This window comes from Roseovarius bejariae (assembly GCF_009669325.1).
Lineage (GTDB): Bacteria > Pseudomonadota > Alphaproteobacteria > Rhodobacterales > Rhodobacteraceae > Roseovarius > Roseovarius bejariae.
This window is the reverse complement of record NZ_SZWE01000002.1, coordinates 25794-43227: the sequence shown is the minus strand read 5'-3', so window position 1 is coordinate 43227 and position 17434 is coordinate 25794. Positions and strand designations below refer to the sequence as shown.

The window sequence follows — 17434 nt, the reverse complement described above, 5'->3', positions numbered from 1 at the left end:
ATCGCCATGACGACCGGCACCGCGCCCGCCCCCTTGGAAGAACATCGGTTTCCCTGTGATCAATGCGGGGCGGATTACCGCTTTGCCCCGGACCGGGGCGAGTTGGTTTGCGACCATTGCGGCCACGCCGAACCCATCGCGCAATCCGGGCCTTGGGACAGCTCCATTCGGGAGCTGGATTTTCACCGTGCTCTGGCGCAGGACCTGCCCGAGCAGGAGATCGAGGAAACCCGGGTTCTGACCTGTCCAAACTGTGCCGCGCAAGTGGAGTTCGACTCCAGTGTTCACGCCGCCGAATGCCCGTTTTGTGCAACACCCGTCGTCACCGACACGGGTACGCATCGCCATATCAAACCGCGCGGTTTGCTGCCCTTCGCGCTGGACGAGGAAACCGCCCGCGACGCGATGAACCACTGGCTGGGCGGGCTTTGGTTCGCGCCCAATGGATTGCAGGCCTATGCCCGCAAAGGGCGGAAAATGCAGGGGATATATGTCCCCTACTGGACATTCGATGCCGATACCGCCTCGCAATACAGCGGCGAGCGGGGAACGGTCTACTACGAAACCCGCACCGTGATGCGTGATGGCAAACGCGAACAGGTTCGCGTGCCCAAGGTCCGCTGGCGACGGGTGTCGGGGCGCGTGGCACGGTTTTTCGACGATGTGCTGGTGCTTGCCTCGCGCAGCTTGCCCAAACGCTTCACCGATGCTTTGCAGCCATGGGATTTGGCCGCGCTTGAGCCTTATAACCCCGAGTACCTCGCCGGGTTCCGCGCCGAGGGGTATACGGTTGAGTTGGAAGACGGCTTCACCGAGGCGCGCGCCCATATGGACCGGGTGATCGCCCGGGATGTGCGGTTCGACATCGGTGGCGACCGGCAGCGCATCCATGACATCCAGACCCGCGTCAGCGATGTGACTTTCAAGCATGTTCTGCTTCCCGTCTGGCTGGCGGCCTACAAGTATCGCGGGGAAACCTATCGTTTCGTCGTCAATGGTCGCACCGGACGCGTGCAGGGAGAGCGGCCATGGTCTGCTTGGAAGATCGGTTTTGCCGTCATCATCGGCCTTCTGATCGCCGGGGCCGTGGGCTATGCCATTGCCATGAATGAAGGGCAATTCTGATGGTGCGCAGCCTGAAGAATATTCAAGTGATCTCGGCCCATGCCGAGGGCGAAGTGGGCGACGTTATTACCGGCGGCGTGGCTCCGCCCCCCGGAGATACCCTGTGGGCGCAATCGCGGTTCATCGCGCAAGATGACAGCCTGCGGCGGTTCGTTTTGAATGAACCGCGCGGCGGCGTCTTTCGGCATGTCAACCTGCTGGTCCCGCCCAAGGACCCCCGCGCCGATATGGGGTTCATCATCATGGAGCCCTGCGACACCCCGCCGATGTCGGGCTCCAATTCGATCTGTGTGTCCACGGTGCTGCTGGACTCCGGGATCATCCCGATGCAGGAGCCGGTCACGCATCTGACGCTGGAGGCCCCCGGCGGGTTGGTCGAGGTGCGGGCCGATTGCGCCGACGGAAAAGCACAGCGCATTCATGTGACCAATATCCCGTCGTTCGCCGCTCAGATGGATGCCAAAATCGAGGTGCCGGGTCTGGGACAACTTACCGTCGACACCGCCTTTGGCGGTGATAGCTTCGTGGTGGTGGATGCCAAAGGCTTGGGCCTTGATCTGGTGCCGGAAAATGCCCGGAAACTCGCGCAACTTGGCACGTGCATAACCCAAGCAGCGACCGAACAGCTTGGCTTTCATCACCCCACCAACCCAGATTGGCGGCATATCTCATTCTGCCTTTTCACCCATGCCCCACGCGAGACTGACCAAGGGCTTCAGGCCCGCCACGCCGTGGCCATCCGCCCCGGCAAGATCGACCGCTCACCCACCGGCACGGCCCTTTCGGCGCGCATGGCGCTTTTGCAAGCGCGCGGGCAGATGAGCGAAGGGGACCAGTACGCCGCCACCTCGCTGATCGACTCGCGCTTCGAGGGGCGGATCAAGGCGCTGACCGACTTGCAAGGCACCCCCGCCGTAATCCCCGAAATCTCGGGCCGGGGATGGATCACCGGCATGCAGACCCATATGCTCGACCCCGACGATCCATGGCCTCACGGGTATCGCCTGTCCGATACATGGCCCAACGACAAGGACGATGAGGCATGAGCCAAGCCGACACCCTGCGCGATATCCTGACCGCGCGCTATTCCTGCCGCGCCTACACACCCGATCCGGTGCCTGCAGAGGTGATTGCCGAAGTTGTCCGCGATGCGGGGCGCGCGCCCTCGTGGTGCAATGCGCAGCCCTGGCAGGTGGTCGTCACCCAAGGCGATGAAACCGACGCCTTCCGCACGGCCCTTCTGGCCGAAGTGGAACGCGCCAAACCCGGGGCTGATATGCCATGGCCCGAAGGCTATCCGGGCGTCTACGGCGAGCGGCGGCGCACCTGTGGGTATCAGCTTTACGAGGCCGTCGGCATCGCCCGCGATGATCGCGCCGCGCGCGCCGAGCAATCCATGCAGAACTATCGCCTCTTCGGCGCGCCGCATGTGGCGATTGTCCATGCCGAGGCCGCACTTGGCCCTTATGGCGCGATGGATGCCGGCGGCTTTGTCACCGCTTTTCTGCTGGCCGCCACCGCGCGCGGGATCGGCACCATCGCGCAGGCCTCGGTCGCCGCCTACCCCGATATGATCCGCGCGCATTTCGACCTGCCGGACACGCGCAACATCCTCTGCGCCATCAGCTTTGGCTACCCCGACCCAGACCACCCCGCCAACCAATTCCGCACCGAGCGCGCGGCACTTGACGATATCCTCGACCTACGCGGTTGAGCCAAGAAAAGGAGCCCGCCCATGCGCGCGCTTTTGCAACGTGTCTCTCATGCCTCCGTTACCGTGGAGGATCAGGTCATCGGGCAGACCGGCCCCGGCCTTCTGGTGCTGGTGTGCGCCATGCAGGGCGACACGGAGGCACAGACCGACCATCTGGCCGCCAAGATCGCCAAGCTACGGGTTTTCACCGATGACGCGGGCAAGATGAACCGCTCGGTCCGTGATATCGAAGGCTCGGCGCTTGTGGTCAGTCAATTCACGCTGGCCGCCGATACATCGCGCGGCAACAGGCCCGGTTTTTCCACCGCCGCGCCGCCCGAGGAGGGTAAGCGGTTGTACGAGTATTTCGCGGCACAACTCACCGCTCAGGGGGTGCCGGTCGAAACAGGTGAATTCGGCGCTGACATGAAGGTGGACTTACGCAATGATGGGCCGGTGACCATCTGGATGGACACCGATGCAGGAAAGGCTTCAGCATGACATTGGTAAAACGGGATTGGGTGCCTGAAACCTGTGAAAACCGGGTACAAGACATCGCCAGCCAAACCGCCAAATCCGGGTCGGACGCCCTGCGCGACCGGATCGAGGATTTGACCAAGCAAAACCTGCATATTCATGAACGGGAGTGTTTCAACCTCAACCCCGCGACCAACGTGATGAACCCGCGTGCCGAGGCGCTTTTGTCGGCCGGTCTGGGCTCCCGCCCCTCGCTTGGCTACCCGGGCGATAAATACGAGATGGGCCTTGAGGCCATCGAGGAAATCGAGGTGATCGCGGCGGAGCTGTGCGCCGAGGTGTTCAACGCCAGATATGCCGAAATCCGCGTGCCCTCGGGCGCGATTGCCAATCTTTACGGCTTCATGGCCACCTGCAAGCCGGGCGACACCATCATTGCCCCGCCCGCCACGATCGGCGGGCATGTGACACACCACGAGGCCGGGTGCGCGGGGCTGTACGGGCTGCGCATTGTCCCGGCCCCGGTCCTGACCGATGGCTATACCGTGGACATAAAAGGCCTGCGCGATCTGGCGCATAAGGTGAACCCGGCGCTGATCACCATCGGCGGTAGCCTGAACCTGTTCGAGCACCCCGTGGCCGAGGCGCGCCAGGTGGCAGATGAAGTCGGCGCGAAACTGCTGTTCGATGCCGCCCACCAATGCGGGATCATCGCAGGGGGTGCTTGGCGCAACCCGCTGGACGAGGGGGCACATCTGTTGACCATGTCCACCTACAAAAGCCTTGGCGGCCCTGCGGGTGGTTTGATCGTAACCAATGAGGCCGATCTGGCGCAGGCATTGGACGCCATCGCTTTTCCCGGCATGACCGCGAATTTCGACGCCGCGAAGTCGGCGGCGCTGGCGGTGACCATGCTGGATTGGCGCGATCAAGGCGCTGCCTATGCGCGGGCAATGATCGACTTGGCACAGGCATTGGCACAGGCGCTGGATGCTCAGGGCCTGCCGGTCTTTGCCAAGGAACAGGGCTATACCCAGTCACATCAATTCGCATTGGAGGCCGCGCGCTTTGGCGGCGGGCAAGCCGCGTCGAAAACCCTGCGCAAGGCGGGCTTTCTGGCCTGTGGTATTGGACTACCGGTTGATCCGGTCGAAGGCGACATGAACGGCCTGCGCATCGGCACGCCGGAACTGGTGCGGTGGGGCATGGGCGTGGAGCATGCCGAGCGGCTGGCCAACCTGATTGCCATGGCACTGACCTCGAACGCGCCCGAAGCCTTGGCCCAGGAAGTGGCAGAATTTCGCGCCGAATTCACGGCCCTGCAGTACGTCACCTAAGAAGCCGAAATCTTTTTAAGAAATCGGCGCAGGCCGCAGATCGCTCACGTCCCGTAATAGTCGCGGAACCAAGCGACAAAGTGCTTGATCCCCTCGCGCACGTCGGTTTGGGGGCGATAGCCCGTCAACTCCTGCAAAAGCGTGGCATCGGCCCAAGTGGCCGGCACATCGCCCTTTTGCATCTCCATCATGTTGCGGGTGGCCGTCATGCCGAGCGCCTCTTCGATCGCCTCAACGAAATCCAGAAGACGCACGGTTTGCGAGTTGCCGATATTCACCACCCGGTAGGGCGCCACCGGAGACAGGCTGTCGTGTTCGGAAATCGCATCGGGGCTTTCGGGGCGCTCGGGGACTGCATCAATCAGCAGGCGAATACCGCGCACCAGATCGCTGATATAGGTGAAATCGCGGTACATCTCACCGTGGTTATAAACGTCGATGGGCCGCCCATCGAGGATCGCATCAACGAATTTGTAAAGCGCCATGTCGGGCCGCCCCCACGGGCCATAGACCGTGAAAAAGCGGAACATGGTGGTGGGAATGTTCCACAGATGCGCATAGGAATGGCCCATCGCCTCGCCCGCCTTCTTGGTGGCGGCATAGATGGTCATTTGTGTGTCGGCTTTTTGCGTCTCGCGGTACGGCATATCGGTTTCCGCGCCATAGACCGAACTGGTCGAGGCCATGAGCAGATGCTTGACCTCGTGGCGGCGGGCCACCTCCATCACGTTGAAGGTGCCCACGACATTGGAGTCAATATAGGCACGTGGATTTTCGAGGCTGTAACGTACCCCCGCTTGCGCGGCCAGATGCACGATCACCTCGGGGCGGAACTCATCGGTGATGCGGTCAATGGTCTCCTCGTCCTCCAACATGGCCTCGACCCCGACAAACCCGGGATTCTGCGACAGCATCTGGTGGCGACGTTGCTTGAGGCGCACGTCGTAATAGTCGGTCATACCGTCAAGACCCAGAACAGCATGCCCCTCATGCAGCAACAGATCGGCCAGATGATAGCCGATGAACCCCGCCGTGCCGGTGATGAAAACCCGTGTCATGCCGCCCTGCCCCCATGATTTTGCCGGATATCTTCCTGAGATCCCTATCCTTTCACAAGCAAGATCACCTCGCGCAAGTCAACGGATTTTTGGCCACGGCATTTTCCGACTAAATTAGTCAAATACCCCTTGACCCACATTCCACAACTGGTATCTGACAAAATTAGTAAACATTCAAACTTGGAGGATCGCATGTCATCCCTTCGTAATGCCTCGCTCCTTGCCCTGACCGCCAGCATCGCAGTTGGCGCCGCAGTTCAGGCCAAGGCGGACGAACTCAACCTCTACTCCTCGCGCCACTATGACACCGATGAGCGGCTCTATAGCGACTTCGAAGAGATGACCGGGATCACCATCAACCGTATCGAAGGCAAGGCCGACGAGCTGATTGCGCGAATGAAGGCCGAAGGGGATAATTCCCCCGCAGACGTGTTGCTGACGGTAGATACCTCCCGCCTGGAACGCGCCAAGAACGAAGGTGTCCTGCAATCGGTGGACAGTGACACGCTCGAAGCCCGCATTCCCGGCTACCTTCAGGATGCCGACAACCAATGGTTCGGGTTTTCGCAACGCGCGCGCATCATCTTCTACGACAAAACCGATGTTCCCAACCCGCCGACATCTTATATCGAACTGGCCGATCCTGCGTACGAAGGCATGGTATGCCACCGATCCTCGACCAACGTCTATTCGCTCACGCTCCTGTCGTCAGTCATCGAAAACCACGGTGAAGAAGCCGCGAAAGAATGGGCTGCTGGCGTGGTCGACAACTTTGCACGCGAGCCGCAAGGTGGCGACACCGACCAACTACGAGGACTCGTATCAGGCGAATGCGACGTGTCGGTTGGCAATACCTATTACTTCGCCCGCGCCCTGCGCACCGATGTCAGCGGCCTGCCAGCAGATGCCATGGAAAACATCGGCTGGGTCTTCCCGGCGCAGGATGCCGAAGGCGCGCATATGAACCTGTCGGGGGGCGGCGTAGCGGCCCATGCTCCGAACCGTGACAACGCAGTGAAATTCCTCGAATACCTCGCGTCGGATCAGGCGCAGAAGTACTTCTCGGCCGGGAACGACGAATACCCTGCCGTGCCCGGCGTGGGCCTCAGCGACTCGGTTGCGCAACTGGGCATCTTCAAGCCCGACGACGTGGACCTGAGCAAGGTGGCCAAAAACGTGCCCACCGCCCAGAAAATCTTTAACGAAGTGGGCTGGAAGTAATCCCTTCCGTCACCTCACGACAAACGGGCGCGAACTGTCTCGCGCCCGATTTTTCATGTCTCGTTGACGGCCCGCCCTCTCGGGAAATGACAGGTCACAAGGCACAGGCCGCGCGCACCTGGGCCACGCGTTCCGCGTTGTCCCGCGCAAGGCTCCCGTCGGCGTTCCACAGTGAATTCTCGAAACCGACCCGCAGTTTTCCGCCCCGGCGGTTCGCTTCGCAAAGGCAAGCGGTTTCCCCCTGCCCGAAAGCACAGACCGCCCAGTCGGGCATCAGGCCCATGTTGTCCATGCGCATAAGGAACGGCAACAAATCGTCGGGGTTACTGTCCTGATCCTTGCTGTAGCGACCCAGAACGAAAATCATCTGGAGGCCCGGAGAACGGAGCAACTCATCGGGCAACAAGCGCGCCAGCAAATCGAAATCCGCAGCATCGTAAAGTATATGCTGCACGGCGACACCCCGCGCGTGGCACTCCTGATAAAACCCCATGACCACCGAATCCTCGGTATCCTGCACCATCTCGCGCAGCGCGATGGACACCAACCCCGCCCCCGCCTCCAATGCGACTGCGCGTTGATGCGGCGCTGCATAACGGCCAGCGGCCTCAGTGGTGATCTGAAGCGCCATCTCCGGCACGACCGTGTTCAACTCGCAAAGCGCCTCGCGGTAGGCGCCTGAATCCAGCAGGTGACACCCCTCGGAATCCCGCAGATGCAGGTGCAGCCCATCCGCCCCCGCCACCGAGCAGGCCTTTGCCGTCTCGACGATTTCGGGCAAGGTCATTGGCAGCGCCGGGTGATCGGCCTTGGTGCGACGCGCACCATTCGGTGCGACCATAAGATACGGTAAACCAGTCACGACAACGCCACCTCCAGGGCTGTTGAAAGTTTGCCGACAAGCTCATCAACCTGATCTTCGGTCACGATGAAGGGCGGCGCCAGCAGGATATGATCCCCTTGCCGCCCATCAATCGTTCCCCCCATGGGATAGCACATCAGGCCCGCCTCCATCGCCGCCGACTTGACCCGCTTGTGAAGCTTGAGCGACGGATCGAAAGGCGCTTTCGTTTCGCGATCCTGCACCAGCTCCACCCCTTGAAACAAGCCGCGCCCGCGAATGTCGCCCACGTTGGGGTGCTGGCCGAACTCATCGGTCAGGCGGCCCTTGAGTGTGGCACCAGCGGACAGAACACCCGGCAAAACATCCCCATCGGTCAAGCGGCCCAGAACCGCCCCGGCGGCCGCCATGGCCATCGGGTGGCCGATATAGGTGTGTCCATGCTGGAAAAAGCCCGACCCGCCAGCAATCGTGTCATGGATTTGCGCCGAACACAGCATCGCGCCAACAGGCTGATACCCGGCCCCGAGCCCCTTGGCGATGGTGGCGATATCAGGGACGACACCCTCTTGCTCGCAGGCAAACAGCGTGCCGGTGCGCCCCATCCCACACATTACCTCATCAAGGATCAACAGGATTCCATGCCGGTCGCAGATCTCGCGCACCCGCTTGAAGTATCCGGGGACGGACGGCACAGCCCCCAGCGTGGCCCCGACCACCGGCTCGGCCACGAAGGCAATCACCGTCTCGGGGCCAAGGCGCTGCAACTCGGCCTCAAGCTCATCAGCCACCCGCAGGCCATAAACCTCGGGCGTTTCGCCCTCCTCCCGCCCGCGGTATTCGTAACACGGCGAAATATGGCTGGTCTCGATCATCAAGGGCGCGAAAGGCTCGCGTCGCCATGCATTGCCCCCGGTCGACAGCGCGCCAAGCGTATTGCCATGATAGCTCTGCCGCCGCGCAATGAAACGGTGGCGCTTCGGCTCACCCCGCTCAAGAAAATACTGCCGCGCGAGCTTGAGCGCGGCCTCGACCGCCTCGGACCCGCCAGACACCGGATAGACCCGGTCCAATCCCTTGGGCGCATGGGCGGCCAGCGCATCTGCGAATGATTCGGCGGCCTCGGTGGTGAAAAACCCGGTGTGCGCGAAGGGCAGTTTTTCAAGCTGCTCACGGATCGCGGCCTTTACCGTCTCGTCGGAATGCCCAAGGCACGACACAGCCGCCCCGCCGCAGGCGTCCAGATAACGTTTTCCATTGCGATCAATGATATAGCACCCCTCGCCCTGATCCGCCCAAGGCAGGGTGGCATTGCACGAACGATGAAAAAGGGCCGACATGACGCGTTCCTCCGGCTGAATGAAATCTGCTTGGCGCAAAACGAGATTTGCATTTCATCGCCCGATGTGCAAATTATTTTGCATCGCTACAAAGAAAAGCGCGATTAATTTGCAATCAACCGACTGGGAGCTGACATGAACACGCTACTAAAACTGGCCGCCACCGCGGCGCTGGCCTTCGGTGCCACAACCGCCCACGCCGAAGACATCGTCGTGGCAACCGACACCGCCTTCGTCCCCTTTGAATTCAAGCAAGACGGCGAATACACCGGCTTTGACATCGAGATGTGGCAAGCCATCTCCGAGGAACTGGGCGTTGAATACGAATTGCGCCCGATGGACTTCTCGGGGATCATCCCCGCGCTTCAGACCGGACAGGTGGATGTCGCGCTGGCCGGGATCACGATCAAGCCCGAGCGCGAGGAAGTCATCGATTTCTCGGACGGCTATTATGACAGCGGTTTCCGCCTGATGGTCCCCGCCGACAGCGATGTCGCAAGCTGGGACGATCTGGCCGGCAAGACATTGGCAGTGAAAACCGGCACCTCCGCCTCGGACTGGGCCGAGGAAAACCTGCCCGACACCGAGTTGCGCAAGTTCCCCAACATCGACAACGCCTATCTTGAGCTGCGCACGGGCCGCGTTGATGCGGCCATGCACGATACGCCCAATGTGCTGTATTACATCGCCACCGCTGGCAACGGCGACGTGAAAGCCGTGGGCGATCAGCAGATGGCGCATCAATACGGTATCGGATTCCCCAAGGGCAGCGAGTTGGTCGCCCCGGTAAACGAGGCGCTGGCCAAGATGCGCGAAGACGGTCGCTATGACGCGATTTACTCCAAGTGGTTCGGCGACGATAGCTGAGCCACCCGGCCGGGTCGCCCCGTCCTACCGGCGACCCGGCCTCAATTCGACATTTCTGACATGCAATAACGGAGGCCTTCCATGGATACGGACTGGTCCGTCATCGTCGATTTCCTGCCCCAGCTTCTGGAGGGCGCGAAAACAACGATCTATATCACTGTGGTCGGCCTGATCGGCGGCCTTGTTCTGGGCACGCTGGCGGGGCTGATGCGCGCCTACGGCGGGCGTATCCTGAACGCCATCGCATTCGCCTATATCGAGGTGATCCGCGGCACGCCCATCGTGGTGCAGGTGATGTTCCTGTATTTCGCCCTGCCCGTTCTGGCCGATCTGCGCATCGACCCGATGAGCGCGGCGGTTCTGGCCATCGTCGTCAATGCCGGGGCCTATATCGCCGAAATCGTGCGCGGTGCCTTCCTGTCGATCGGTAAGGGCCTGACCGAGGCGGGATTGGCCATCGGCCTGCCGCATTGGAAGGTCCTGACCTATATCGTCGGCCCGCTGGCCTTTCGCCGCCTGATCCCGCCGCTGGGCAATCAGTTCATCGTCAGCCTGAAAGATACCTCGCTGTTCATCGTGATCGGCGTGGGTGAGTTGACCCGCACGGGGCAGGAAATCATGGCCTCGAACTTCCGCGCGGTCGAAATCTGGACCGCCGTGGCAATCATCTACTTGGTCATGACGGGCACCTTGAGCCTGATCCTGCGCACCATCGAAAAACGCATGAGGATCCTATGAGCATCATCGAATTCAAGAATACATCGAAGCATTTCGGCCCGCTCAAGGTTCTCGACGGGGTCGACCTGTCGATCAACGCGGGCGAGGTCGTGGTTCTGGTCGGCCCGTCCGGGTCGGGCAAATCCACGCTGCTGCGCTGCATCAACGGGTTGGAGACCATCACCGGCGGTGACCTGATCGTTGACGGGCTGAGCGTGACCGGCAGCGCCAAGCAGCTGCGCGAAATCCGGCAGGAGGCCGGCATGGTGTTCCAGCAGTTCAACCTGTTCCCGCAACTGACGGCACTGGAAAACGTGGCCTTTGGCCCCTCGAAGGTGCGCGGGCTGAGCAAGGCAAAGGCCGAGGAAACCGCGCTGGACCTGCTGGAAAAGGTCGGGCTGCGCGACAAGGCGGGGCATTACCCGTCGGAATTGTCGGGCGGTCAGCAACAACGCGTGGCGATTGCCCGCGCGCTGGCGGTCAAACCCAAGGTGATGCTGTTCGACGAACCCACCTCGGCGCTGGATCCTGAGTTGAAGCAGGAAGTCCTGAACGTCATGCGCGCGCTTGCCGAGGAAGGCATGACCATGGTCGTCGTCACCCACGAGATGGCCTTCGCCAAACAGGTGGGCACACGGCTGATCTTCATGGAGCATGGGCATATCGCCGTGGATGGCGACCCGCGCGAGGTGATCGACACGCCGCCCAACGACCGGATGAAGGACTTTTTGCAACATGTCTGACACCACTGCATCCGAATTGTCACGGGTTGCGGCACGGGGCACCCCGCACCAAATAGGCCGGACCTTGGGCGAAGCAGGCCGCGACGCGGTGCATGATATACTGCTCAAAGTCGATTATTGGCGGGCAGTGACCGACCCGACCCATGCCGACAAGGTGCAGGTCATGGCGGAAAACCTTCGAACCCTGTTTCCCGCCATCTGGGAAGAGTTGCAGGGATTGGCCGAAGGGCTGCACCTGCCGCTGGAACAGGTGGTTGCGTGGAACTGCCGGGGCGACTTGATGTCGAACGTGCCCGATGGCTGCACCACAGTGCAAATCCCTGGCGACGCCCCGATCATCGGTCACAACGAGGATGGTTTACCCGGTTTCCGAGGGCACGCCATGCTGGCCGAGATCACGCCCGATGACGGCCCGGCGTTCATGTCGTTCTGCTATCCCGGTTCGGTCCCCGGCCACACCTTCGCCACCAATGCCACCGGGCTGGTTCAGGCAGTCAACAACCTGCGCCTGCGCGATGTTGCCGCCGACCTGCCACGCATGGGGGTGGGCCGGGCGCTTCTGACCTGCGAGACATTGGATGATGCCCTGCGCTTGCTGGCGCGCCACAACACCTGCGGCGGGTTTCACATGACCCTTGCACAGGCAGGTGACCCCCGCCTGATGAGTGTCGAATTCGGCGGCGGCGACTGTTCGACCAAAGAGATTCTAACGCCATCGGTTCACGCCAACCATGCCCTGCACATGGGCAATGGCGCCAAAGGGCAAGCGATTACTGCCTCGTCCCGCGACCGGCAGGCGCGCGGCACCGAGATGTTAGCCGAGGGTGTGAGGAACCCGCTGCGTATCCTGCGCGATACCGGCGGCGCCGGCCTTCCGGTTCACAGATGCCACGCCGAGGACCCCGATCACGAGAATACCCTTGCGTCCGCTGTATTCCGCGTAGGATCATCCACCGTGGATTGGAGCGTTTATGACCAAACTTCGGAACACCCGGTTTTTGCAAGCACCTGAAACCTCGCGCGGGGGGCAGGCCACCGCCCCCCGCAACGTGCAGGAAATGCGCGACCTGATGTTGCGCATCTCGCGCGGCGAGTCTCACCTGTCGCTGGGGCCAAAGGCACAGACGGCGCTGGCCGATATCCTCGACCTTCGGGGCGATCCCGCGCTTTTGTCCATCACGGCCCTTGCCGAGAAACTGTCGGTCAATCCTTCGACTCTCACCCGTCTGGCCCGCACGCTCGGATACTCCGGCTTCGGGGCCTTTCAACAGGTCCTTCTGGATGCCTCGATGTCGGCCCCCGGGGATTTCTACACGCGGCAGGCGCAAACCGCATTGGCCGGTGAAGATGCCACCGGCATGGGCGGCATCGCGCGGTTGTGCCGGGAAAATCAGGCCAATATCGAACGTTTCATCGAAGGGTGCGACGTTGGGCAATTCCAACAGGCAACCGCCCTGATCACCTCGGCCCCGCGTGTCATGGTTCACGGCATCCGGCAATTCCATGCCTTCGCCAGCTTTCTGGTTTATGGCCTACGCATGATCCGCTCGGACGTGCATATGCTGGATTCCAGCAACCTCGGCATTGCCGAGGGTCTCGCCTCAATGGGGCCGCGAGACGTTCTGATCTCGGCCTCCTGCGCGCCCTATTCGACACAGGTTGCCGCAACGGCCCGCGCCGCCGCCGACCATGACATCAACATCGTCGCCGTCACCGACAGGGCCAGTTCCCCCCTCGCCGCAGTATCGCAGGCGGCCATCCTCGTGCCGCATGAAACCAGTTTCCTATCGAATTCCATGACGACCTTCACCCTGGCAGCCGAATGCCTGATAAACGGCTGCGCTGCGGCCTTGCCGGAAGAGGCGAAACAGGCTCTCACGGCCCGGGACGACATGATCAAGAAACTCGACATCGAAATTTCCTAGCGCACTTTGGCAGTTTGCAAAGACCACTAAAGAGTGCCCATGCCCCATTGATGATGATCATCCCTCGCCAGAAATGCACCGGACTTTCTTTTCAAAACGCCCTGTGCAACGCTGCTTCCAATTTGAATGCCATCTTTTTTGAAAGGACAGAAAGTTGCACCACATGACAAAGAAGCTGGCCATCTGGTCCTTGATGATTGGATTGCTCCCATCAACAACATTGGCCCAAGACGCCGTGTTCCGCATGTGCAACGAGCGCGACAGCGATGATATCTGCGCCTGCGCCTCCGATGCTCTGACCGAAAAGATCAGCGATGAAGATTATGCGATCTACGAGGCCATTGGAAAAGATTATCTCGAACGCATGGATGCAGGAGAATCTCGCGCCGACGCCTGGACGGAAGCCAGCCGGACAGAAGCAGAAAAGCGCGGGATCGATCGCACCGCTCTCATGGAGCGCACCAATGGAATCGGCAATATCCACCGCACAGCGATCAAGGACTGCGGCGGCTGATCCGCACAGTCGCAAAAAATTTTCGCTGCCAACGCTAGGATAGCTGGAAAATCTTCGATACCCGCCACGAAACCCATCTTGGCGGCGATGTCACCTGTGACAATCTTGGGGCTTTAGCACCATGCCACACAGGCATTAAGGATGCGCACCACCTTCAGCCCAAAACGAAAGCCACCACATTTTAGCATGTCAGATCGATTGAACGCTAACCCCGTCGCTCAAGCGACCTGGGCCATCTCGGCCCTATTGTGGATTCCTCAAGCGTGGTTTGCGGCCTCATTGATTGCTGGTTTGCTAGAACAGACTTCAACGCATGAGATCACCGCAAAGCTTGCCGTTTTCGCAATTTTGGGCGGTCTGCGTCTCGGGCTGGAGTATTTCGCTCAAACGCATCTCACCCGCGATGCGCGGCACTCTGTTGCAGGGCTGCGTCAACACCTGCTGAACCGCGAGGCCGGGCGAAGCCCCATCGATACCACCCGCCCCGATTCCGGGGCTCTCGGGGCCTTGCTGACCGAGAAACTGGATATTCTGATCCCCGCGCTGACACGATACCAACCCGCCATGATGCGGGTCCGGGTCGTTCCGCCGGTCATCCTGGGGCTGGCACTGTGGCACTCATGGGCCGTGGGGCTGGTCCTGCTGGTGGCCGGGCCTCTCATTCCGGTGTTTCAGGCCCTCGTCGGCATGGCCGCCAAACAGGCCAGCGCACGCCAGTTGGACGAGGTATCCTCGCTGAACAGCCTGCTTCTCGACCGTTTGCGCGCCCTGCCCGACCTGCGGCTTCTCGGGGCAGTCAGCCGCATGACCGACGAGTTCCACCAAAGGGCCGATGCGCTGCGTGAACAGACAATGTCGGTACTGCGCCTTGCGTTCCTGTCCTCGACGGTGCTCGAACTTTTCTCGGCCATCGGGGTGGCCATGGTTGCGGTTTACGTCGGTTTCCTTTTGTTGGGACAAATCGACTTCGGCTACTGGGCCACGCCCCTGACCCCAACCGAGGGCATCTGGCTTCTGATGCTGGCCCCCGCCTTTTTCGAGCCCCTGCGCGAACTGGCCGCGGCATGGCATGACAAGGCTGCCGCCGAGGCCGTCAACGATGAACTTGACGCGCTGGAGGCCCGCGGCCTGCTACCCTTGCCCGGTGGCGGCGCTGGCACCCCTGCCCTTCAAGGCGCTGCGCACATCCGCACCCGGTCATGCGGAATGAAGGCCGCAGACCACTGGATCGAGTTTCCCGACCTCGACATCCCCCCCGGCGCACGTGTGGCCCTGACTGGCGCCAGCGGATCGGGCAAAAGCAGTCTGTTGGCTTCTCTCGCCGCCCTCCGAATGCCCGATCAGGGCCGAATCGAGGTGGCGGGCAAAATCCTGGACCCCGATACCGCCGCCGCATGGCGCGCGCGCCTTGGATGGTTGCCACAAGACGTCCATTTCCTGAACCGCAGCCTTCTGGGCAACCTGCTATTGAACGGGCGCGAGGCAGATGTCGCAACGGTCCAAACCGCTCTGAGCAAGGCGCAGGCTGAACACGTCGTGGACCGCCTGCCACGTGGCCTGAACACCCGCCTTGGCGAAACCGGCGTCGGGGTTTCTGGCGGTGAGGCGCGACGATTGCTCATTGCGCGCCTGTGGCTGTCGCAAGCCGATGTCATCCTCGCAGATGAGCCGACCGCCGATCTGGATCGCACAACCGCCGATGCGGTCATCGACGGGCTACTGGAACTCTCCGCCTCGGGGCGGACCCTGATCATAGCGACCCATGACAACGTCCTTGCGGACCGGATGGATCAGGTCATCTCGCTTACCGGAAAGGCGGGCTGATGCGCTGGCTCTGGCAAATCTACCGATTGCTCTGGCGCGCCGACAAACGCGCGATGCGACGCGGGTTTGCCCTGTCGGTCGCGGTCCTTGTCGCCGGGGCGGCCCTGTTGGGCCTGTCCGGTTGGTTCATTACCGCCGCCGCCGCGGCGGGCCTCGCCGGTGCGGGCGCCGTTTTCGATGTCTTCCGACCCAGCGCCGGGGTGCGGTTTCTTGCGCTGGGCCGGACCGCCGCACGCTATGGCGAGCGCATCCTGACACATGACGCCACGCTACGCGCCTTGGCCAACCTGCGGGTGCGGCTTCTGGCCGGAATCGCCGCGCGACCATGGCGACAACTGTCGCGAATGCGCGGGTCGCAGGCATTGAACCGAATTGTCGCCGATGTCGACGCGCTGGACGGTGTGATGTTGCGCCTAGCACTGCCATTGCTGGCAGGGGCCGCCACCCTTGCGCTTGGCCTTGCCGTGCTCACATGGCTGACGACGCCGATCATTGCCCTGTGGGTGGTCGGCATACTGGGTCTCGGCGGCGCGGCAAGCCTGACGGTGGCGGCGATGCGGGCCCGCCGGGCGGCCCGCCGGGCCGAGGCCGCCATGCAGGCCCTGCGCACGCGAAGCATGGACATGATGCGCGCCAAGACCGATCTGGTCATGCATGGCGTGCTGGATCGCGCAAGGGCGGATTTTCACGGCGCGGCTGAGCGGATGGAAGCGGCCCGCGCCACGGTGGACCGGGCCGAACATCGCGCCGGATTGGCCCTTGGCGGCGCGGCCCTGCTCGCCGCCACCGGCGCTTTGGGTCTTGGCGCTGCCCTCGTGCAGGACGGGACCCTGACCCCGGCGCAGGCCGCCTTAGAGTTTTTCGCGGCACTGGCACTGGCCGAGGTGTTCGGCCCCCTGCGGCGGGGCGTGGCCGATCTGGGGCGCATGATGGACGCCGCCCGCCGTGTCGGACGGCAGCTTGAGCAGGCAAACGCCGCACATCGCCCCGCCCCGCCAGAGCACGCCCCCTCACCGGGCCGGTTGGCCTTGCAAAATGTCACCTTGCGGGAGGACCGCGCCATGGCGCCCGTTGTGTCGGGTGTTTCACTCACGCTCGCGCCCGGCGACATTGTCGCGCTGACCGGCCCAAGCGGCTGTGGCAAAAGCACAATCCTGCATCTTGCCGCCGGGCTTTTGGAGGCCAATGAAGGGCATGTGGCGCTTGATGGGCGCGTCATGGCAGACTGGAGCGAGGCAGATTTGCGCGCCCGTGTCGGCCTCCTGCCACAACGCAGCGCCCTGACCCGCGGCACCGTGGCCGATATCCTGCGCGTGGCCCTGCCCGACGCCAGCGAAGCGCGGATGCGCGCGGTGCTTGAGGCCGTGGCGCTGTGGCCGGTCCTCGCCCCACGCGGCGGATTGCAGGCGGAATTGAGCGAAACCGGCACCGGCCTGTCAGGCGGCGAGACACGCCGCCTCGCACTGGCCCGTGTCCTCCTTCGCCGCCCCGCACTCCTCTTGCTGGACGAACCGACAACCGGCCTCGACCACGACACAGCCCGCGCAGTCCTTGCCGGCATACGCAAGTTATGCCCTCAAAGTACCATCCTGATTGCCTCGCACAGCCCGGCCGAAACCGAATGGGCGCAGGCCTCCGGCGGATCACGCTTCCCCGTCACAACAAATCGTGATTCCAGAATGTAACTTTGACCTGAATCAAAGATTTATCTTTAATACACCTTATTGGTTTGAATGGTATCCACGCCAAAGG

The 17434-nt window shown here is 62.2% G+C and carries 17 protein-coding genes; 14 read left to right on the top strand and 3 right to left on the bottom strand.

The genetic code is table 11. From position 1 onward, the window contains the following. The first annotated feature begins 6 nt into the window (after positions 1-6). The 5 genes from FDP25_RS14130 to FDP25_RS14110 are packed head-to-tail and all read left to right on the top strand — an operon-like array spanning position 7 to position 4632. Positions 7-1125 carry a TFIIB-type zinc finger domain-containing protein gene (locus FDP25_RS14130; RefSeq protein WP_154153658.1) on the top strand — a complete coding sequence of 373 codons (1119 nt, stop codon included), beginning with the start codon at positions 7-9 and terminating at the stop codon, positions 1123-1125. A 2-nt stretch (positions 1126-1127) separates the two neighbouring features. Continuing rightward, a complete protein-coding gene (locus FDP25_RS14125; protein ID WP_343032102.1) occupies positions 1128-2171 on the top strand; it encodes a trans-3-hydroxy-L-proline dehydratase in 1044 nt (347 codons plus the stop codon). Continuing rightward, a complete protein-coding gene (locus FDP25_RS14120) occupies positions 2168-2839 on the top strand; it encodes a nitroreductase (RefSeq protein WP_154153652.1) in 672 nt (223 codons plus the stop codon). The genes FDP25_RS14125 and FDP25_RS14120 overlap by 4 nt, the downstream gene beginning before the upstream one ends. A gap of 21 nt (positions 2840-2860) precedes the next feature. Further along, positions 2861-3319 (top strand): D-aminoacyl-tRNA deacylase, encoded by a 459-nt coding sequence (gene dtd, locus FDP25_RS14115; protein WP_154153649.1) that lies wholly within the window; start codon positions 2861-2863, stop codon positions 3317-3319. Continuing rightward, entirely contained in the window at positions 3316-4632 is a 1317-nt protein-coding gene (locus tag FDP25_RS14110; RefSeq protein ID WP_154153647.1) for a serine hydroxymethyltransferase, read from the top strand. The genes dtd and FDP25_RS14110 overlap by 4 nt, the downstream gene beginning before the upstream one ends. A 44-nt stretch (positions 4633-4676) precedes the next feature. On the opposite strand, the gene FDP25_RS14105 is transcribed toward FDP25_RS14110, so the two are convergent. Next, positions 4677-5690, bottom strand: coding sequence for an NAD-dependent epimerase/dehydratase family protein (locus tag FDP25_RS14105; protein ID WP_154153644.1), 1014 nt, complete (start codon positions 5688-5690; stop codon positions 4677-4679). Positions 5691-5882: 192 nt separating this feature from the next. Between FDP25_RS14105 and FDP25_RS14100 the strand changes: the two genes are divergently transcribed. Further along, positions 5883-6911: an extracellular solute-binding protein gene (locus FDP25_RS14100; RefSeq protein WP_154153641.1), complete on the top strand. Its 1029-nt coding sequence runs from the start codon at positions 5883-5885 to the stop codon at positions 6909-6911. 94 nt (positions 6912-7005) lie between these two features. On the opposite strand, the gene FDP25_RS14095 is transcribed toward FDP25_RS14100, so the two are convergent. Both FDP25_RS14095 and FDP25_RS14090 read right to left on the bottom strand, forming a co-directional pair. Next, entirely contained in the window at positions 7006-7773 is a 768-nt protein-coding gene (locus tag FDP25_RS14095; RefSeq protein WP_343032076.1) for a beta-keto acid cleavage family enzyme, read from the bottom strand. After that, positions 7770-9092 (bottom strand): aspartate aminotransferase family protein, encoded by a 1323-nt coding sequence (locus FDP25_RS14090; RefSeq protein WP_154153637.1) that lies wholly within the window; start codon positions 9090-9092, stop codon positions 7770-7772. The genes FDP25_RS14095 and FDP25_RS14090 overlap by 4 nt, the downstream gene beginning before the upstream one ends. Positions 9093-9227: 135 nt before the next feature. Between FDP25_RS14090 and glnH the strand changes: the two genes are divergently transcribed. From glnH to FDP25_RS14050, 8 genes are all read left to right on the top strand, one after another. Next, positions 9228-9959 carry a glutamine ABC transporter substrate-binding protein GlnH gene (gene glnH, locus FDP25_RS14085; RefSeq protein WP_154153634.1) on the top strand — a complete coding sequence of 244 codons (732 nt, stop codon included), beginning with the start codon at positions 9228-9230 and terminating at the stop codon, positions 9957-9959. An 81-nt stretch (positions 9960-10040) separates the two neighbouring features. After that, positions 10041-10697 (top strand): glutamine ABC transporter permease GlnP, encoded by a 657-nt coding sequence (gene glnP / locus FDP25_RS14080; RefSeq protein ID WP_154153631.1) that lies wholly within the window; start codon positions 10041-10043, stop codon positions 10695-10697. Then, on the top strand, positions 10694-11419 hold the full coding sequence (gene glnQ, locus FDP25_RS14075) for a glutamine ABC transporter ATP-binding protein GlnQ (RefSeq protein WP_154153628.1): 726 nt from the start codon (positions 10694-10696) through the stop codon (positions 11417-11419). The genes glnP and glnQ overlap by 4 nt, the downstream gene beginning before the upstream one ends. Then, a complete protein-coding gene (locus tag FDP25_RS14070; RefSeq protein ID WP_154153625.1) occupies positions 11412-12431 on the top strand; it encodes a C45 family autoproteolytic acyltransferase/hydrolase in 1020 nt (339 codons plus the stop codon). Before glnQ ends, FDP25_RS14070 begins: the two co-directional genes overlap by 8 nt. Further along, positions 12391-13344 carry a MurR/RpiR family transcriptional regulator gene (locus tag FDP25_RS14065; protein WP_218939985.1) on the top strand — a complete coding sequence of 318 codons (954 nt, stop codon included), beginning with the start codon at positions 12391-12393 and terminating at the stop codon, positions 13342-13344. The genes FDP25_RS14070 and FDP25_RS14065 overlap by 41 nt, the downstream gene beginning before the upstream one ends. A 163-nt stretch (positions 13345-13507) precedes the next feature. Further along, complete coding sequence (locus tag FDP25_RS14060) at positions 13508-13858, top strand: hypothetical protein (protein ID WP_154153622.1); 351 nt, start codon at positions 13508-13510, stop codon at positions 13856-13858. Between the two features lie 141 nt (positions 13859-13999). After that, the gene (cydD, locus tag FDP25_RS14055) at positions 14000-15682 is read left to right on the top strand and encodes a thiol reductant ABC exporter subunit CydD (RefSeq protein ID WP_343032075.1); all 1683 of its coding nucleotides are present in this window, start codon (positions 14000-14002) and stop codon (positions 15680-15682) included. Further along, positions 15682-17367 carry an amino acid ABC transporter ATP-binding/permease protein gene (locus FDP25_RS14050; protein ID WP_154153616.1) on the top strand — a complete coding sequence of 562 codons (1686 nt, stop codon included), beginning with the start codon at positions 15682-15684 and terminating at the stop codon, positions 17365-17367. The genes cydD and FDP25_RS14050 overlap by 1 nt, the downstream gene beginning before the upstream one ends. Positions 17368-17434: the final 67 nt, after the last annotated feature.